Source organism: Pantoea brenneri (assembly GCF_038594305.1).
Classification (GTDB): domain Bacteria; phylum Pseudomonadota; class Gammaproteobacteria; order Enterobacterales; family Enterobacteriaceae; genus Pantoea; species Pantoea brenneri.
The window spans coordinates 462,163-475,490 of sequence record NZ_JBCGBG010000002.1; the positions used below are offsets into that span (position 1 = coordinate 462,163).

17 protein-coding genes are annotated in these 13,328 nt (G+C 55.8%); 12 read left to right on the forward strand and 5 right to left on the reverse strand.

Going from position 1 to position 13,328, the window contains the following annotated elements:
- Positions 1 to 291: 291 nt before the first annotated feature.
- The 3 genes from flgN to flgA all read right to left on the reverse strand — a co-directional run bounded on the left by flgN (position 292) and on the right by flgA (position 1,846).
- The gene (gene flgN / locus AABB92_RS12900; protein ID WP_031374905.1) at positions 292 to 729 is read right to left on the reverse strand and encodes a flagellar protein FlgN; all 438 of its coding nucleotides are present in this window, start codon (positions 727 to 729) and stop codon (positions 292 to 294) included.
- 2 nt (positions 730 to 731) lie between these two features.
- On the reverse strand, positions 732 to 1,004 hold the full coding sequence (flgM, locus tag AABB92_RS12905; protein WP_046289464.1) for a flagellar biosynthesis anti-sigma factor FlgM: 273 nt from the start codon (positions 1,002 to 1,004) through the stop codon (positions 732 to 734).
- Between the two features lie 131 nt (positions 1,005 to 1,135).
- Positions 1,136 to 1,846 carry a flagellar basal body P-ring formation chaperone FlgA gene (gene flgA, locus AABB92_RS12910; RefSeq protein ID WP_238585867.1) on the reverse strand — a complete coding sequence of 237 codons (711 nt, stop codon included), beginning with the start codon at positions 1,844 to 1,846 and terminating at the stop codon, positions 1,136 to 1,138.
- Between the two features lie 162 nt (positions 1,847 to 2,008).
- On the opposite strand from flgA, the gene flgB reads away from it, so the two are divergent.
- From flgB to AABB92_RS12970, 12 genes are read left to right on the forward strand one after another with little or no spacing between them, the layout of a single operon-like run.
- Positions 2,009 to 2,359, forward strand: a complete 351-nt coding sequence (gene flgB, locus AABB92_RS12915; RefSeq protein WP_006177433.1) for a hypothetical protein — start codon at positions 2,009 to 2,011, stop codon at positions 2,357 to 2,359.
- Between the two features lie 19 nt (positions 2,360 to 2,378).
- The gene (flgC, locus tag AABB92_RS12920) at positions 2,379 to 2,804 is read left to right on the forward strand and encodes a flagellar basal body rod protein FlgC (protein WP_031374902.1); all 426 of its coding nucleotides are present in this window, start codon (positions 2,379 to 2,381) and stop codon (positions 2,802 to 2,804) included.
- A gap of 3 nt (positions 2,805 to 2,807) precedes the next feature.
- Entirely contained in the window at positions 2,808 to 3,500 is a 693-nt protein-coding gene (gene flgD / locus AABB92_RS12925; RefSeq protein WP_031374901.1) for a flagellar hook assembly protein FlgD, read from the forward strand.
- A 12-nt stretch (positions 3,501 to 3,512) separates the two neighbouring features.
- On the forward strand, positions 3,513 to 4,700 hold the full coding sequence (gene flgE / locus AABB92_RS12930) for a flagellar hook protein FlgE (RefSeq protein WP_046289462.1): 1,188 nt from the start codon (positions 3,513 to 3,515) through the stop codon (positions 4,698 to 4,700).
- The gene (locus AABB92_RS12935; RefSeq protein WP_046289461.1) at positions 4,700 to 5,431 is read left to right on the forward strand and encodes a flagellar basal body rod protein FlgF; all 732 of its coding nucleotides are present in this window, start codon (positions 4,700 to 4,702) and stop codon (positions 5,429 to 5,431) included. The genes flgE and AABB92_RS12935 overlap by 1 nt, the downstream gene beginning before the upstream one ends.
- 17 nt (positions 5,432 to 5,448) lie before the next feature.
- Positions 5,449 to 6,234, forward strand: a complete 786-nt coding sequence (flgG, locus tag AABB92_RS12940; protein WP_031374899.1) for a flagellar basal-body rod protein FlgG — start codon at positions 5,449 to 5,451, stop codon at positions 6,232 to 6,234.
- 24 nt (positions 6,235 to 6,258) lie between these two features.
- Positions 6,259 to 6,924 (forward strand): flagellar basal body L-ring protein FlgH, encoded by a 666-nt coding sequence (gene flgH, locus AABB92_RS12945; protein WP_031374898.1) that lies wholly within the window; start codon positions 6,259 to 6,261, stop codon positions 6,922 to 6,924.
- An 11-nt stretch (positions 6,925 to 6,935) separates the two neighbouring features.
- Positions 6,936 to 8,024 carry a flagellar basal body P-ring protein FlgI gene (locus AABB92_RS12950; protein ID WP_031374897.1) on the forward strand — a complete coding sequence of 363 codons (1,089 nt, stop codon included), beginning with the start codon at positions 6,936 to 6,938 and terminating at the stop codon, positions 8,022 to 8,024.
- A gap of 9 nt (positions 8,025 to 8,033) precedes the next feature.
- On the forward strand, positions 8,034 to 8,426 hold the full coding sequence (locus AABB92_RS12955) for a rod-binding protein (protein WP_031374896.1): 393 nt from the start codon (positions 8,034 to 8,036) through the stop codon (positions 8,424 to 8,426).
- 3 nt (positions 8,427 to 8,429) lie between these two features.
- Positions 8,430 to 9,800, forward strand: a complete 1,371-nt coding sequence (gene flgK / locus AABB92_RS12960) for a flagellar hook-associated protein FlgK (RefSeq protein ID WP_031374895.1) — start codon at positions 8,430 to 8,432, stop codon at positions 9,798 to 9,800.
- Positions 9,801 to 9,821: 21 nt separating this feature from the next.
- Positions 9,822 to 10,742 carry a flagellar hook-associated protein FlgL gene (gene flgL / locus AABB92_RS12965; RefSeq protein ID WP_046289459.1) on the forward strand — a complete coding sequence of 307 codons (921 nt, stop codon included), beginning with the start codon at positions 9,822 to 9,824 and terminating at the stop codon, positions 10,740 to 10,742.
- Between the two features lie 5 nt (positions 10,743 to 10,747).
- The gene (locus AABB92_RS12970; RefSeq protein WP_031374893.1) at positions 10,748 to 11,752 is read left to right on the forward strand and encodes a hypothetical protein; all 1,005 of its coding nucleotides are present in this window, start codon (positions 10,748 to 10,750) and stop codon (positions 11,750 to 11,752) included.
- Positions 11,753 to 11,790: 38 nt separating this feature from the next.
- Here AABB92_RS12970 and AABB92_RS12975 read toward each other — a convergent pair whose 3' ends face one another.
- Both AABB92_RS12975 and AABB92_RS12980 read right to left on the reverse strand, forming a co-directional pair.
- On the reverse strand, positions 11,791 to 12,255 hold the full coding sequence (locus AABB92_RS12975) for a hypothetical protein (protein WP_031374892.1): 465 nt from the start codon (positions 12,253 to 12,255) through the stop codon (positions 11,791 to 11,793).
- Positions 12,233 to 13,174, reverse strand: coding sequence for a winged helix-turn-helix domain-containing protein (locus tag AABB92_RS12980; protein WP_031374891.1), 942 nt, complete (start codon positions 13,172 to 13,174; stop codon positions 12,233 to 12,235). The genes AABB92_RS12975 and AABB92_RS12980 overlap by 23 nt, the downstream gene beginning before the upstream one ends.
- Positions 13,175 to 13,328 lie beyond the last annotated feature (154 nt).

Below are 13,328 nucleotides of genomic sequence, written 5' to 3' on the forward strand. Positions count from 1 at the left end.
AGTAATCGGTTTCAATATAAATCCAGCCCATAGCGCCCTCTTCGAACCGACTGGCCGTTTCATCCTGCGCTTTTTGTTGATATGCATTGCCAATATATTGTCAGTTGAGCACATTGATTCGTTTTTCATTTGCTGATGACATTCGTCAAAGCCGTTTTATTTAAATGTAAACAGATGAATGAAATGAGTGAATTATTGGTTAAAAGACATTCATCGATTGAGCTATGAAGGGGGAATTAACCGGTCGTGTTAATAATTTCCTGGTGGCAGGGTAAATAATTACCCTCGCCGCTATACCTGCTGATAAAGCCAGTTTTCCGGCTCGCTGATATTTAACAGGTTTTGCAAAATCTCCTGCTGCATCGACAGAACGGCAATGTTGCTGTCATTGAGCGCGTTGCACTCGGCCGCAATCTGTTCGAGGGAGTCCCAGAGTCTGTTTAACTGACTCTGATGCTGAGCCGGAAGGCGAGAGAACAGCGTCCGCAGACCGGGCGCGCCGACGGGGATGCCGAGTTGAGTGAGCAGTTGATAACGCACCTTGCTGTTGTGAGACAGCTTCTCGTAAAGCGACATCAGCTGCGGGTTGAGCAGGTCAAGCTGTGCGGCATCACGCGCGATCAGCCACTGGCGCTGATCGGCAAGTAGCGTCTTCAGCGTTGTGTAGGTTTCACGATCTTCAATCATGCCCTGGACCAGCATTTTTACGCACTGTGCGGCGTTACTCATTGTTACCTCTGATAATATTTCTCGATTGCGCTGGCCAGCGAGTCGACATCGATGCTGATTTTTCCGCTCGCAATCGCTTCTTTCATGCTGTTGACGCGGTCCATGTCCACCTCTGGCAAGGTGGATAGCTGTGTCTGCGCGTCACCAAGAACCGGGTCGATGGCGGCGGCTCGGGTGGTTTTCATCTCTTCCGTGTCTGCGGCGCGCGTTGGGGTGGCAGAACCGGCCTGATTCACTGCGCTGGTCATTGCATACTGGGTGGATGTCACTTTCATCGCGCTACTCCATCTTCGGTGTTTTTATTGGTCGTTTTAGCCAGGTGAGAGAAAGCGGAAAAAAGCTTTCCTGACGCCTTACCCGGGTAAAGCGGCGTATCACTGCGAAAACTTAAGCGCCAGGTCATTTTTTATCTGGCCGAGGCGTAGCCGGTTCTGACCACGCCCATATCCACCACCATCGCGGTGACCTCACGTTCACTGCTTTCGTTTTTCACCTTAATCAGCTCGCCTTTACGTCCTTTCTTGCTGGCGATGCCCATGGTGCGCGCTTCTACCCCATCCTGGACGGCCACCATCAGCACACGCTGACCGCGCTCGACCATGACCGGTGAATCAAGCTGGCTCTGGCTGATGGGCTGAAGTTCGCGAACGCGACGCTTGAGGGTTAGCCCTACCACATCGTCCGGGCGTGTGAGGTAGCCGCTACGCAAATTGCTGATATTGAATTTCCGGCGTGTCAGATCGCTGGCCGTCAGCATATGTCCGCGCTCCAGCGTCTGTTTCGCCATCAATACCTGAAGATAGATATCGGGCTTAACCGTTACCGCAATGTCCCAGCCGCTTCCGGCCTCACAGCGCACGTCAAACCGCAGCCGGCGTAAATCAAGGCGTTCGCCTCCCGCCATGCTGACGCTGAGCGGCGAGGGGCAGGGAGCATATTGCGAAATTTCGGCGGGGATAAACAGGTTCAGCTTCGCCTGGTAGGCCTCCCAGCGATTGCGTTCCGCCTCGTGGCGAATAGCGTCGACCGCCTGCTGTTGTACCCGGGCGTAAACCTGCTTGCGTGCAGTGGTGGGGGCAGGCTGCGCGAAGGCAGGCAGGACAAAAACAGCGACCAACAGGGCCGGAATTCCGCGGCGGAAAAATCCTTTCCCATCTCCGGCGGCTGTTATTGAAAATTGTATTAAATTCATGATGTTAAAAACCTGGCACGATAGTTGCTTTGAAGGATTCAGCAACCAGGACTATCGCAGGTGTCCATCATCAGAAAGGAGTGAGTTTTGAGTATTACTTTTGATAAGGCATTGGGCGTTCATCCGCAGGCTGTAGCACTTCGACTTTCCAGGGCGGAACTGCTTTCAGCAAATCTGGCTAACGTCGATACCCCCAATTTCCAGGCTAAAGATATTGATTTTGCCGCGGAGATGCAACGTTCGCAGCGGGATTTCTTTCCCGGCTCTGCGCCGCAGGAGATGTATCGCGTGCCTTACCAACCCTCCTCGGACGGCAATACCGTCGCGCTGGATGTGGAGCAGGCGGAGTTTTCCAAAAACGTGCAGGACTACCAGATGAGCCTGGCGTTTTTAAACATGAAATTTACCGGCTTGAAGAAAGCAATTGAAGGTAAGTAATTGAATCAGGTAACGAAAAATGGCTTTTAGCGATATTTACCGCGTTTCGGGATCGGCGATGACGGCGCAAACCGTTCGTCTGAACACCATCGCCAGTAACCTCGCCAACGCCGAAACCCCGGCGCTGGATGAAGAGACTGTCTACAAAGCGCGTCGCCCGGTATTTGCCGCGGTTTACCAGAATGGCCAGCTGATGAACGACCGGGCACTGACCGGTGCACGTGTGCAGGTGCTGGACGTCGTCTCCACGGGAAATGCGCTTCAGCGCTATGAGCCGCATCACCCGATGGCAAATACCGACGGTTACGTCTGGTATCCGGACGTCAACGTGGTGGAGGAGATGGCCGACATGATGTCCGCGTCACGCAACTTCGAAACCAATGTGGATGTTCTTAACAATGTAAAAAGCATGCAGCAAAGCCTGCTTCGTCTTGGAGAAGCGTAATTCATGAGCGTAAACGGCGTATCTACCCAATCCGGCACGACCGCCTACAACAGTGGTGTGACGGCGAATGACAACACGGCAGCCAGCATGAACAACCTGTTTATGCAGCTGCTGGTGGCGCAGATCCAGAACCAGGACCCGCTCAATCCAACCGACGGGACGGAATATGTCAGCCAGCTGGCGCAGCTGACTCAGGTGCAGTCGATGGAAACCATGTCGAAGCTGATGGCGAATAACGCCGTGCTGATGGACAACCTGCAGACGCTGTCGACCGGCAATCTGGTGGGGCAGAAGGTGATGGTGCAAACCGACACCCTCGAAACCGACGGCAGCACCCCGGTAGATGGCCGCCTGACGCTGGACCATGCCGCGAATACCGTCACCGTGATCGCCAAAGATGCGAGCGGAACCGAGAGCAAAATTGAGCTCGGCAAGCAGGAACAAGGCGAGGTCAAATTTACCTTTGATCCTGAAGAACTGGGGCTGAAGGCGGGCACCTATACCCTCTCTGTGGTCACCGACACTGAAGAGGCCAGCGTGCTGATCGAAGTAGGCGGAATGGTGAATAACGTTCGCATTCCGCTCGACGGCAGCCCCACGGTGTTGAATATCACCGGCATTGGCGAAGTGGCTTACAACAATATTACGCAGTTTGGGCAGTCGCAAAACAAAAACCCTAAAGGACTAATCAGTTAATCAGGAACAATTATGAGCTTTGATATTGCAATTTCAGGCTTAAATGCCATTAACCAACAGCTTGGTGCCATCTCCAACAATATTGCTAACTCTGGCACCGTCGGCTTTAAGTCGGGCCGCGCGGAGTTCGCTTCGCTGTATGCGGAAGGTCAGCCGCTGGGCGTGGGCGTTACCGGCATCGCCCAGAGCATTTCCAAAAGCGGAAGTATCTTTTCCTCTGCCAATAGCCTCGATTTAGCCATTAACGGCGACGGCTTTTTCGTGATGCGCGACAGCGCAGGCACCACCTCTTACACCCGTGCGGGCTACATGCAGACCGACAACCACGGTAACCTGGTCAACAATCAGGGGATGTACCTGCAAGGCTATCCGGTGGACGCTAACGGCGTGATCCAGACCGGTACGGTGGGCAATCTCACCATCAGCAGCGGCTCGCTGCCGGCAAAGGCCACCAGCACGCTCGACTTCACGGCGAACCTGAACGCCAACGAAAAGCTGCCCGTCAACGGCACCTTCGATCCGAAGGACGAAACGTCCTACAACCACACATACGCCACGCAGGTGTACGACTCGCTGGGGCGTGAGCACACCCTTAAGCAGTACTTTGTTAAAACCACCGACAACGAGTGGGAAGTGCACTACTACATGGATGACCAGGATATGGGCACCACGCAGAAGATGACGTTTACCGAGCAGGGTGTTTTGCAGGCACCTAACAGTGCCGTCAACATTACGGCCAACATTCCGGGCGCGGACGGGATTGAACTGGCGCTCAACTATAACGGCACCACGCAGTTTGGTTCCGATTTCTCGGTCAGTAAAAACAATGGTAACGGCTATGCCTCTGGCGAACGTACCGGCCAGATGATCGATAAAGACGGCAGCGTTTACGCCACCTTCTCTAACGGCGAACGTCTGCTGCAGGGGCAGGTGATCCTGGCGACCTTCTCCAACCCGAACGGTCTTGCCTCGCAGAACGGCACCACCTGGTCACAAACTGCCAGCTCCGGCGCGCCGCTGACCGGTACGCCGGGCTCTGGCCTGCTGGGGGCGCTGACATCCAACACGCTGGAAGGATCTAACGTTGACCTGACGGCGGAACTGGTCGGGCTGATGACCGCCCAGCGTAACTATCAGGCCAACACCAAAGTCATCAGCACCAACGACAGCATGATGACGGCGCTGTTCCAGGCGGTGTAATGGACCACTTAATTTATACCGCCGTGAGCGGCGCAACCCGAAGCCTGTCACAGCAGCAGATCCACGCCAATAACCTGGCCAACGTGAACACGCAGGGCTTTCGCCACGATCTGGACAGCGCCCTGTCGCAGCCGATCCAGGGGGAGGGTTACGCCTCCCGTTATCTGGTTCAGCAGCAGCAGGGCGGCGTGGATCTCACGCCGGGCGCCACGCGCGTGACCGGCCGCGATCTGGACGTGGCCATTAAAGGCAGCGGTCTGATTGCGCTGGTGAGCGGCAACCGTGAGGTTTACACCCGCAACGGCCAGATTGAGGTTGGGCCGGAAGGGGAGCTGACCATCGACGGTTTGCCGGTCTCTGGTGATAACGGTCCGATTGTGCTGCCGCCCTTTACCGCCATCACCATTGCTGATGACGGGGTGATTTCCATCGTACCGGACGACGGCAACGTAGCCGCACCGATGGAGATCGACCGGATCAAGCTGGTCGACATCCCTGCCGCGCAGCTGAGCAAGAACAGCGCTGGATTTATGATCACCGCCGCCAACGTTAACCCGCGTACTGAAGAGGTGGAACTGGTGTCACGGCATCTTGAAAGCTCCAACGTCTCGGCGATTAACGAAATGGTGTCGAGCATTGCCCTGAACCGTCAGTTTGAAGCTCAGATCAAAATGATGAAGGCGGCGGAAGATCTGGCGACGGCGGGAAATCGCCTGTTGCGCAATACCTGATTGAGTAAGGAATAACAATGAATCCCGCTTTATGGATCAGCAAAACCGGTCTTGCTGCGCAAGACGCGAAGATGAGTGCCATCTCTAACAACCTGGCCAACGTCAACACCACCGGCTTCAAGCGCGATCGCGTGATGTTTGCGGACCTGTTTTATCAGAACCAGCGTACGCCAGGCGGACAGCTGGATCAGAACAACACCTCGCCCACCGGCATTCAGTTCGGTACCGGGGTCAAGATTGTTGGTACTCAGAAAGAGTTCTCCACCGGCAATATTCAGAACACCGGACAGAAGCTCGATGTGGCGATTACCGGACAGGGTTTTTTCCAGGTGGAAACCAGTGATGGTGATATTGCCTATACCCGTGCCGGGAATTTCCAGAAGAACCCGGACGGCCTGCTGACCAACGCCCAGGGGCTGCCGCTGGTACCGCAGATTGAACTGCCGGATAACGTGAAGGATATCCAGATCGGCAAAGACGGCACGGTCACCGCGACGGTGGCAGGCGAAAACGAGCCGGTTGAGCTGGGGCAGATCACCCTGGTGAATTTTGTCAATCCGGCCGGCCTGGAAGCCATCGGCGGCAATCTGTACCGCGAAACCGCAGCCAGCGGCGAAGCGGTTGAGGGCGTTGCGGGCGAAGAAGCTTTCGGACAGCTTGAGCAGGGGTCGCTTGAAGGCTCCAACGTCCAGGTGGTGGAAGAGATGGTCGATATGATTACCGTTCAGCGCGCCTATGAGATGAACGCCAAAATGGTGTCAGCCGCGGACGACATGATGAAGTTTGTCACGCAGTCGATGTGATGCGTGCAGTGAAGTGGACAAAAAATGAAAAAGCAGTGTGTTATCGGTTTTTTTGTACTGCTGCTGGCCGGGTGTGAAAGCCCGGCGCTGCTGGTACATAAAGACGACGCAGCCTATGCGCCGCCAGAAGATTTTGCCATGCCGCCTGTGCAGGTGCAGGGCGGTGGTGTGTATAACGGCAACTATAACTGGTCACTGACACAGGATCGCCGCGCCTATCGCGTTGGCGACATCCTGACCGTGAAGCTGGATGAATCGACCCAGGCCAGCAAACAGGCGCGCACCAATTTCGGTAAGAAAAACGATGTCTCCATCGGCGTGCCGGAGGCCTTCGGCCATTCCGTGGATAAGCTCTCCGGTTCGATAGACGCCAACCGTAACTTCAATGGTAATGCCACCTCGCAGCAGCAAAACAGCCTGCGTGGTGCCATCACCGTTGCGGTCTACAAGGTGTTGCCTAACGGCGTGCTGGCGGTACGCGGTGAAAAATGGCTGACCCTCAATCAGGGTGACGAGTACATGCGCGTAACCGGACTGGTGCGTGCGGATGACATTGAGCGCGACAACTCCGTCTCATCCCAGCGTATTGCCAACGCGCGTATCTCCTATGCGGGACGCGGAGCGTTGAGCGATGCCAACTCTGCAGGATGGCTGACCCGCTTCTTCAACCATCCACTGTTCCCGCTTTAATGGAGTCTGCCATGCATAAAATGATGCTATTTCTGCTGCTGTGGACCAGCGGCGTGGCGGCGGAACGGCTGGGCAACGTGGTGGATATCCAGGGCGTTCGTGGCAACCAGCTGGTGGGTTATAGCCTGGTGGTGGGCCTCGACGGCACCGGCGATAAAAACCAGGTGAAATTTACCAGCCAGTCGATAACCAACATGCTGCGCCAGTTCGGCGTTCAGCTGCCAACCAAAATCGATCATAAGGTGAAAAACGTGGCTGCCGTGGCAATCAGCGCGACGCTGCCGCCGGGGTACGCGCGCGGTCAGGCCATTGACGTCACCGTATCGTCGATTGGCGATGCGAAGAGCCTGCGCGGCGGGACGCTGCTGCTGACCCAGCTGCGCGGGGCGGACGGTGAGGTCTATGCCCTGGCGCAGGGAAACGTGGTGGTGGGAGGCGTGAAGGCTGAAGGCAACAGCGGCTCCAGCGTCACCATCAACACGCCGACCGTCGGACGGGTACCCAACGGTGGGTCCGTTGAGCGTGAAATTCCGTCCGATTTTCAGCAGAACAGCCAGGTGATTTTGAACCTCAGGCGCCCGAGTTTTAAAACGGCAAACGGTGTTGCCGTGGCGCTGAATAACGCGTTTGGCGCTGGTACCGCCACGGCGCAAAGCGCCACTAACGTGGTGGTCAACGCGCCACAGTCGGCTGGCGAGCGCGTGGCGTTTATGTCGATGCTGGAAGATGTGCAAATCAATGCCGGGAAACAGCCGCCGCGCGTGGTGTTTAACGCCCGCACCGGCACGGTGGTAATTGGCGATGGCGTCGTGGTGCATGCCGCCGCGGTGTCACACGGCAACCTGACGGTAACCATCCGCGAGTCTGCCAACGTCAGCCAGCCAGGCGCGTTTAGCCCGGGCCAGACCGTGGTGACCCCGGAAAGTGATGTGAGTGTTAATCGTGGTCGCGGGCAGATGGTGACGGTTGCCGCGGGAACCAGCCTGCGCAGTATCGTCAATACCCTGAACAGCCTTGGCGCCGCGCCGGATGACACGATGGCGATTCTGCAGGCCCTGCACGAAGCCGGTGCGCTGGATGCCGAACTGGTGGTGATTTAAGGAGCGGTTATGTTAGATGCCATTACCCGTAACAGCGCCATGCTGCCCGGTGATATGACCGGGCAGGTCAAACCGCAAAACCTTGAGCAGGCGGCGGAGCAGTTTGAAGCCATGTTCCTGCGCTCGCTGATGAAAGAGATGCGTAAAGCCTCGCAGGCGCTGGCAGACGGCAATCCGTTCGACAGCAAACAGCAGCGCATGATGCAGGAATTCTACGACGACAAGCTCACCTCGCAGCTGGCGTCGCAGCGCAGCACCGGCATCGCGCAGATGATTATTACCCAGCTTGGGCCGCAGCAGAGTGCCGCGTTTAAGAATTCGCAGAGTATGGCCGCTTTACAACAACATCCTCAGCTATTAAAGACCCCCGTAGTACCGGTGATGCGGCGCGGGCAGGAGTAACCGATGAACATGATCAACATTGCCTGGAGTGGCCTGCAGGCGGCCCAGTTTGGGATGAGCGTGACTTCCATGAACATCACGAACATGCTGACGCCGGGCTACAGCCGCCAGGGCATTATTCAAAGCTCAGTGGTGACAATGGGTCAGGGCGGAATGTCGGCCGGCGCGGGTGTGCAGGTGGACAGCATCCGCCGTATCTCCGATCAGTACCTGACCAGCCAGGTCTGGCAGAGCAACAGTAAAGCCAACTACTACGGCATTAATAACCAATACCTGAGCTCGCTGGAAAAAGTAATCGGTACCGAGTCCACCAGCCTGGGCTCCGGGCTGGATGATTTCTTTGCCGCCCTGAGCGCGCTGACCAAAGAGCCAGAAAGTGAGGCCAATCGTCAGCAACTGCTGAACCAGGCGGGCTCGCTGGCGACGCGCTTTAACAATATGAACGACTTCATCAATAGCCAGAAAACGTCGATCACCAATCAGCGCGACACCATGGTGGGGCAGATCAACAGCCTGACGGCCGGTATCGCTGATTACAATAAAAAAATCATGGAGATGGATTCGACCGGCGGCAACAGCAACGTGCTGCGGGATCAGCGTGATGAGCTGGTAAAACAGCTGAGCACCTATGCCGACGTCAAGGTGAGCGAAGACAGTAACGGCAGCTACTCCGTGGCGATGAAAAACGGCCAGCCGCTGGTGAGCGGCAAGGTAGCGGGCGAGCTGAGCAGCAGCATGGACAGCAGCGGTAACCCGGTACTGAGCCTGAACTTCTTTAATACCAACTTCACGTTAAATCCTTCTACCGGCGGGCAGCTTGGCGCGCTGTATGACTACGAAACCGGCGATCTGGCGCAAATGCAGGCCTCGGTGCAGGGTATGGCGGAGGCGGTAGCGACGCTGTTTAACGACCAGCTGGCACAAGGCGTTGATAAGAATGGTAATAATGGCAAGCCGCTGTTTACGTTCGATCTTACCAACCCTAACGGCATCATACAGGTTAACGACCTCAAGCCGGACGAGCTGGCGTTGTCAGACAAGCAAGGGGAGCAGGGGAACGGCGATAACCTGCAAAAGCTGATCGAGCTGAAAAACACCAAGGTGGATATCGGCGGCATGGGCAACATGAGCCTGAATGAAGGCGCTGCCGCCATTATTTCCAACATCGGGATCGCCAGCAAAAAGTCTAAGAGCGAGATGGAGGCGGCGCAGGGGGTCTTCGAGCAGGCACAGCTGCAGCGCAATAATCTCAGCGCGGTCAACGAGGACGAAGAAGCGATCAACCTGCAGGTCTACATGCAGGCATATCAGTCAAACGTTAAGGTCATTGCGACCGGCAACCAGATTTTCAACGACCTGTTAGGCCTGTTTTAACCGGCGTTAAGGAACCTACTTATGCGAATCAGCAGTCTTTATAATTCCGATGCCATGATGGCGCAGCTTGGCGTTAACGGCACCCGCGCCAGCAAACTGATGGAACAAATGGCGACCCAGAAACGGATTAACGTCCCTTCTGACGATCCGGTGGTCGCCACGCGTCTGGTGCAGCTTAATCGTGAACAGTCGGCGATTAAGCAGTACCAGAGCAATATTACCGGCCTGAGCGGTGCGCTCTCCAGACAGGAAGCGAACATTGACGCCATGAGCAAACAGCTGCTGGCGCTGAATGACAAGCTGCTGTCCGCGGCCAACGGCGGCGTTCACAGCGACCAGGATATGGCGGGCTATGGCGCGGAGCTATCTTCGATGCTGGATTCGCTGGTCGCCTCGCTGAATGCGCAAAATGAAAGTGGCGGTTATCTCTTCTCCGGTACTAAAACGGATACCAAACCGGTTAGCTGGGATGAGGCGCAGGGGAAATATGTCTATCAGGGCAACAACGGCACGCGTGAAACCACGGTGGCGAACGGCGTAAACGTCACAGAGAATACCCATGTGGCGGGCGCGTTTTCCGGCAGCGACGACGATCTGGAGATGCTGAACAAGCTTAAAGCGCTGAGCGATAAAATGCAGGACCCGTCGCTGTCGGTGAGTGATTACCAGGCCGATATCGACGAAATGCTGACGATTTCCGGTCAGTCAAGCGATAAGGTCGCGGCGCTGTTTACCGACCTCGGCGGACGGCAGAACCGCCTGTCGATGCTGGCTGACGCGCATACCGACGTCAGCACGGCCAACGATCAGGTGATCCGCGATCTTTCGGATACCGACTGGGCTACCACCAGCATTAACCTGCAACTGTTCACCAACTCGGTACAAATCACCAACAAAGCGTACAGTATGATTAGCCAGCTCTCACTCTTCAGTATGTTGTAATGGTTATGCAAGTCGGTTTAAAAACAAACTCCTTAACCACCACGCCGTCCCCGGTCAGAACCACGCCGGGGGCGGCTGCGCCCGTTGCGCGCACTGAGCAAATCGCGCAGACCAGCCGCACGTCGCAACCTTTTCCCGAGTCCGCGCTGCTCTCTCGCCGCCCATTGCGTTACAACGTCCAGCTTAACCAGCAGCTCACGGCGGTGCAGAAGGCGGAGGATTATCTGTCTGAAACGGAAAATCAGCTGTTGGTGCTACGCCATCAGGCGATACGCGGAAAAGGTGACGCGCACGCCCCGACGGTGAGCCGTCTGTTACAGCAGCGCAGCACGCTTTCGGGCGGCACCATCGATCGTAACTTCAACGTGACGCTGCAGCAAAAAAGCCGGGTCAGTTTTGCCCTGCCGGGCATGGAAAAGGTGCTGGAGCAGACCCAGGGGGAAACGCTGGTGTTTGCGCTTGGCGGCAGCAAGCGGGAACTTACCGCCGTGTCGATACCGGCTGACGCTACGCCCCGGCAGGCGCTGATGCATCTGAACGTGGGCCTGGGACGTCTGGGGATCCATGCCACGCTGGGTCGGGACGGCACTGCGCTATTCCAGGTGGATGAGAGCCGCTGGGCGCAGGTCAGTCAGCAGTTGAGCGTGCGTGGCGAAGGCCACCAGTTCCCGGCGGACGCGTTTACGCTGCTCGCTCCGCAGGCGGAAGCCAGCCGTGAAGATCAGATTAACCAGCTCAGCAGCCAGTGGGACCGTGCAGCCAGCGGCACGCTTCAGCAAACGCTGGAGCAAATCACCCGCGAGCGGAGCAAGCTGCATCAGCATCAGGAACGCGTGACGGCGCGCATTCAGGATATGGCAACGGCGTATAACCCTCAGGAGGCGCTGGAAACGTCGCGCGCCCTTGGTGACGCGCTGGCTAACGGTGGCAAGCAGTACGGCCTGCTTTCACAGGCCCTGTTGGCGCAAGGAAATATCTCGCTGTCGACCGTAAAAAACGTGCTGGGATAAAGCCCTGCCCGCGTTTCCAGACGCGGGCGAAGGCGGGATCACTTGCGCAGCGGGTAGAGGAAAATAGCCCCGCTTTGTCCGACAACCAGCTGTTTATTGCCGACGTAAACCGGCTGCATCCAGAAATCAATGTGCATCAGCATATCCACCAGACCATCAATCATCAGCCCTTTTTGCGCCGTGCTGTAATAGATAGGCGTGTAGGAGAAGAAACGCTTACCGTTTTGCTCATTGATCTCGCTAAATTTCCCCTTCAATACAAAACGGTTATCGTTCGGGTTGGTTATCGTCGTCAACGTGGCGTGGTTGACGGTTTGCATGTGTGAATCGTAGATCTCTTTGCGGCGCGACATCAGATCGTAAAAGCCCAGCTGAATAAACCCTTCTACACCCGCCTGTGGCGCTGCGGCTGGCGTGATCAGCCGGGCCCCCGCAAACGTGCTGGCTGCCATCAGAAAATAGACAAGCAGCCACTTCCCGTTAAGAGCAGACTTCCATCTCACTGAGTTTTCTCCTCGTTTCTCGCAACAGCAGGTTGTTTAATTGTGTGGTGTCGATTCGCCAGTGATAGATCGCCATCACCAGCTGTTTCCTGTCGCATCGGCTTTCAAGCGCGAAGGTGTAGTTAAGCGTCTGGTCGACGCTCTGGTAATAGACCGTCATGCTGATGGACTGTGATTTTATCTGCTGGTTAATGGCGTACAGGGTGTCTTTGATCTTGCTGTAGAAATCCTCTTTGTTCATCTCCAGCCGGTTTGCTTCTGAGATCTCGTAGATGCGGATATTGCTGTACACCCCCGACTCCTGCTCGGTAGCGATCAGTCGGGAACCTTGCTCGTTTGCGTAACGCCAGCCTGCGACAGCGCTGAAGACCATTACGGCAATCAGCACAGCAAGCGCGATCAGAGGCTGTTGCAGGCGCGATCGCTTATCAGATTGCGATTGTGGCGTGACCTCAATCCCGCTGCTGTCCGGATCGGAAGACGTCGGGGGCAATAGCTCAGCAGAAGCATCCGGCGTTTCCTCCGTTATTTCCTCTGTGGCGTCCGTTAATGTCGTACTGGCAGGCTGATCGATATCGTCACTATCGTGTTCAACCGAGCGGCACCAGTCTTGTTCCAGCAAATAACCTTTTTTGGGTATGGTTTTTATAATTTTCTGCGTTTTTCCATCGTCTTCAAGTGCGGCACGTAATGCATGTATCGCATTGGGAAGACTATTATTTCCAATCACCCGGCGTTCCCACACCAGCGTGGTCAATTCCTCGCGGGAGAGTATTTTCCCTGCGTTTGTCGCCAGCACATTCAGCAGCTTTAATTGATACTCGCCGAGTCGTTTACGCTCACCCGAAACCAGGCTGATGATCGAACCTGAGGGTAAATCAATTAACCAGTTGTTAACCGCATAATAGATTTTATTCATGGCAAGTGTTGGTGGATTTCCACTCCTGAAGAATTTAATTCATAAAGGCATCCCGCGAACGCGTCGCTAAGTGCTTAATGTAAATTAAGGGTTAAATCCGTTTAAAATTCATTGAGAATTGCCGCTTGCCTGCGGAAATGATGCAAAGAAAAGG

Bases quoted from the DNA above. Each gene is read 5' to 3' on its own strand.
- flgM (WP_046289464.1), bottom strand. From the start codon at position 1,004: ATGAAAGTGACATCCACCCAGTATGCAATGACCAGCGCAGTGAATCAG.
- flgE (WP_046289462.1), top strand. From the start codon at position 3,513: ATGAGCTTTGATATTGCAATTTCAGGCTTAAATGCCATTAACCAACAG.
- flgH (WP_031374898.1), top strand. From the start codon at position 6,259: ATGAAAAAGCAGTGTGTTATCGGTTTTTTTGTACTGCTGCTGGCCGGG.
- flgL (WP_046289459.1), top strand. From the start codon at position 9,822: ATGCGAATCAGCAGTCTTTATAATTCCGATGCCATGATGGCGCAGCTT.
- flgD (WP_031374901.1), top strand. From the start codon at position 2,808: ATGAGCGTAAACGGCGTATCTACCCAATCCGGCACGACCGCCTACAAC.
- flgK (WP_031374895.1), top strand. From the start codon at position 8,430: ATGAACATGATCAACATTGCCTGGAGTGGCCTGCAGGCGGCCCAGTTT.
- AABB92_RS12955 (WP_031374896.1), top strand. From the start codon at position 8,034: ATGTTAGATGCCATTACCCGTAACAGCGCCATGCTGCCCGGTGATATG.
- flgC (WP_031374902.1), top strand. From the start codon at position 2,379: ATGGCTTTTAGCGATATTTACCGCGTTTCGGGATCGGCGATGACGGCG.
- AABB92_RS12950 (WP_031374897.1), top strand. From the start codon at position 6,936: ATGCATAAAATGATGCTATTTCTGCTGCTGTGGACCAGCGGCGTGGCG.
- AABB92_RS12935 (WP_046289461.1), top strand. From the start codon at position 4,700: ATGGACCACTTAATTTATACCGCCGTGAGCGGCGCAACCCGAAGCCTG.
- flgG (WP_031374899.1), top strand. From the start codon at position 5,449: ATGAATCCCGCTTTATGGATCAGCAAAACCGGTCTTGCTGCGCAAGAC.
- AABB92_RS12970 (WP_031374893.1), top strand. From the start codon at position 10,748: ATGCAAGTCGGTTTAAAAACAAACTCCTTAACCACCACGCCGTCCCCG.
- AABB92_RS12980 (WP_031374891.1), bottom strand. From the start codon at position 13,174: ATGAATAAAATCTATTATGCGGTTAACAACTGGTTAATTGATTTACCC.
- flgN (WP_031374905.1), bottom strand. From the start codon at position 729: ATGAGTAACGCCGCACAGTGCGTAAAAATGCTGGTCCAGGGCATGATT.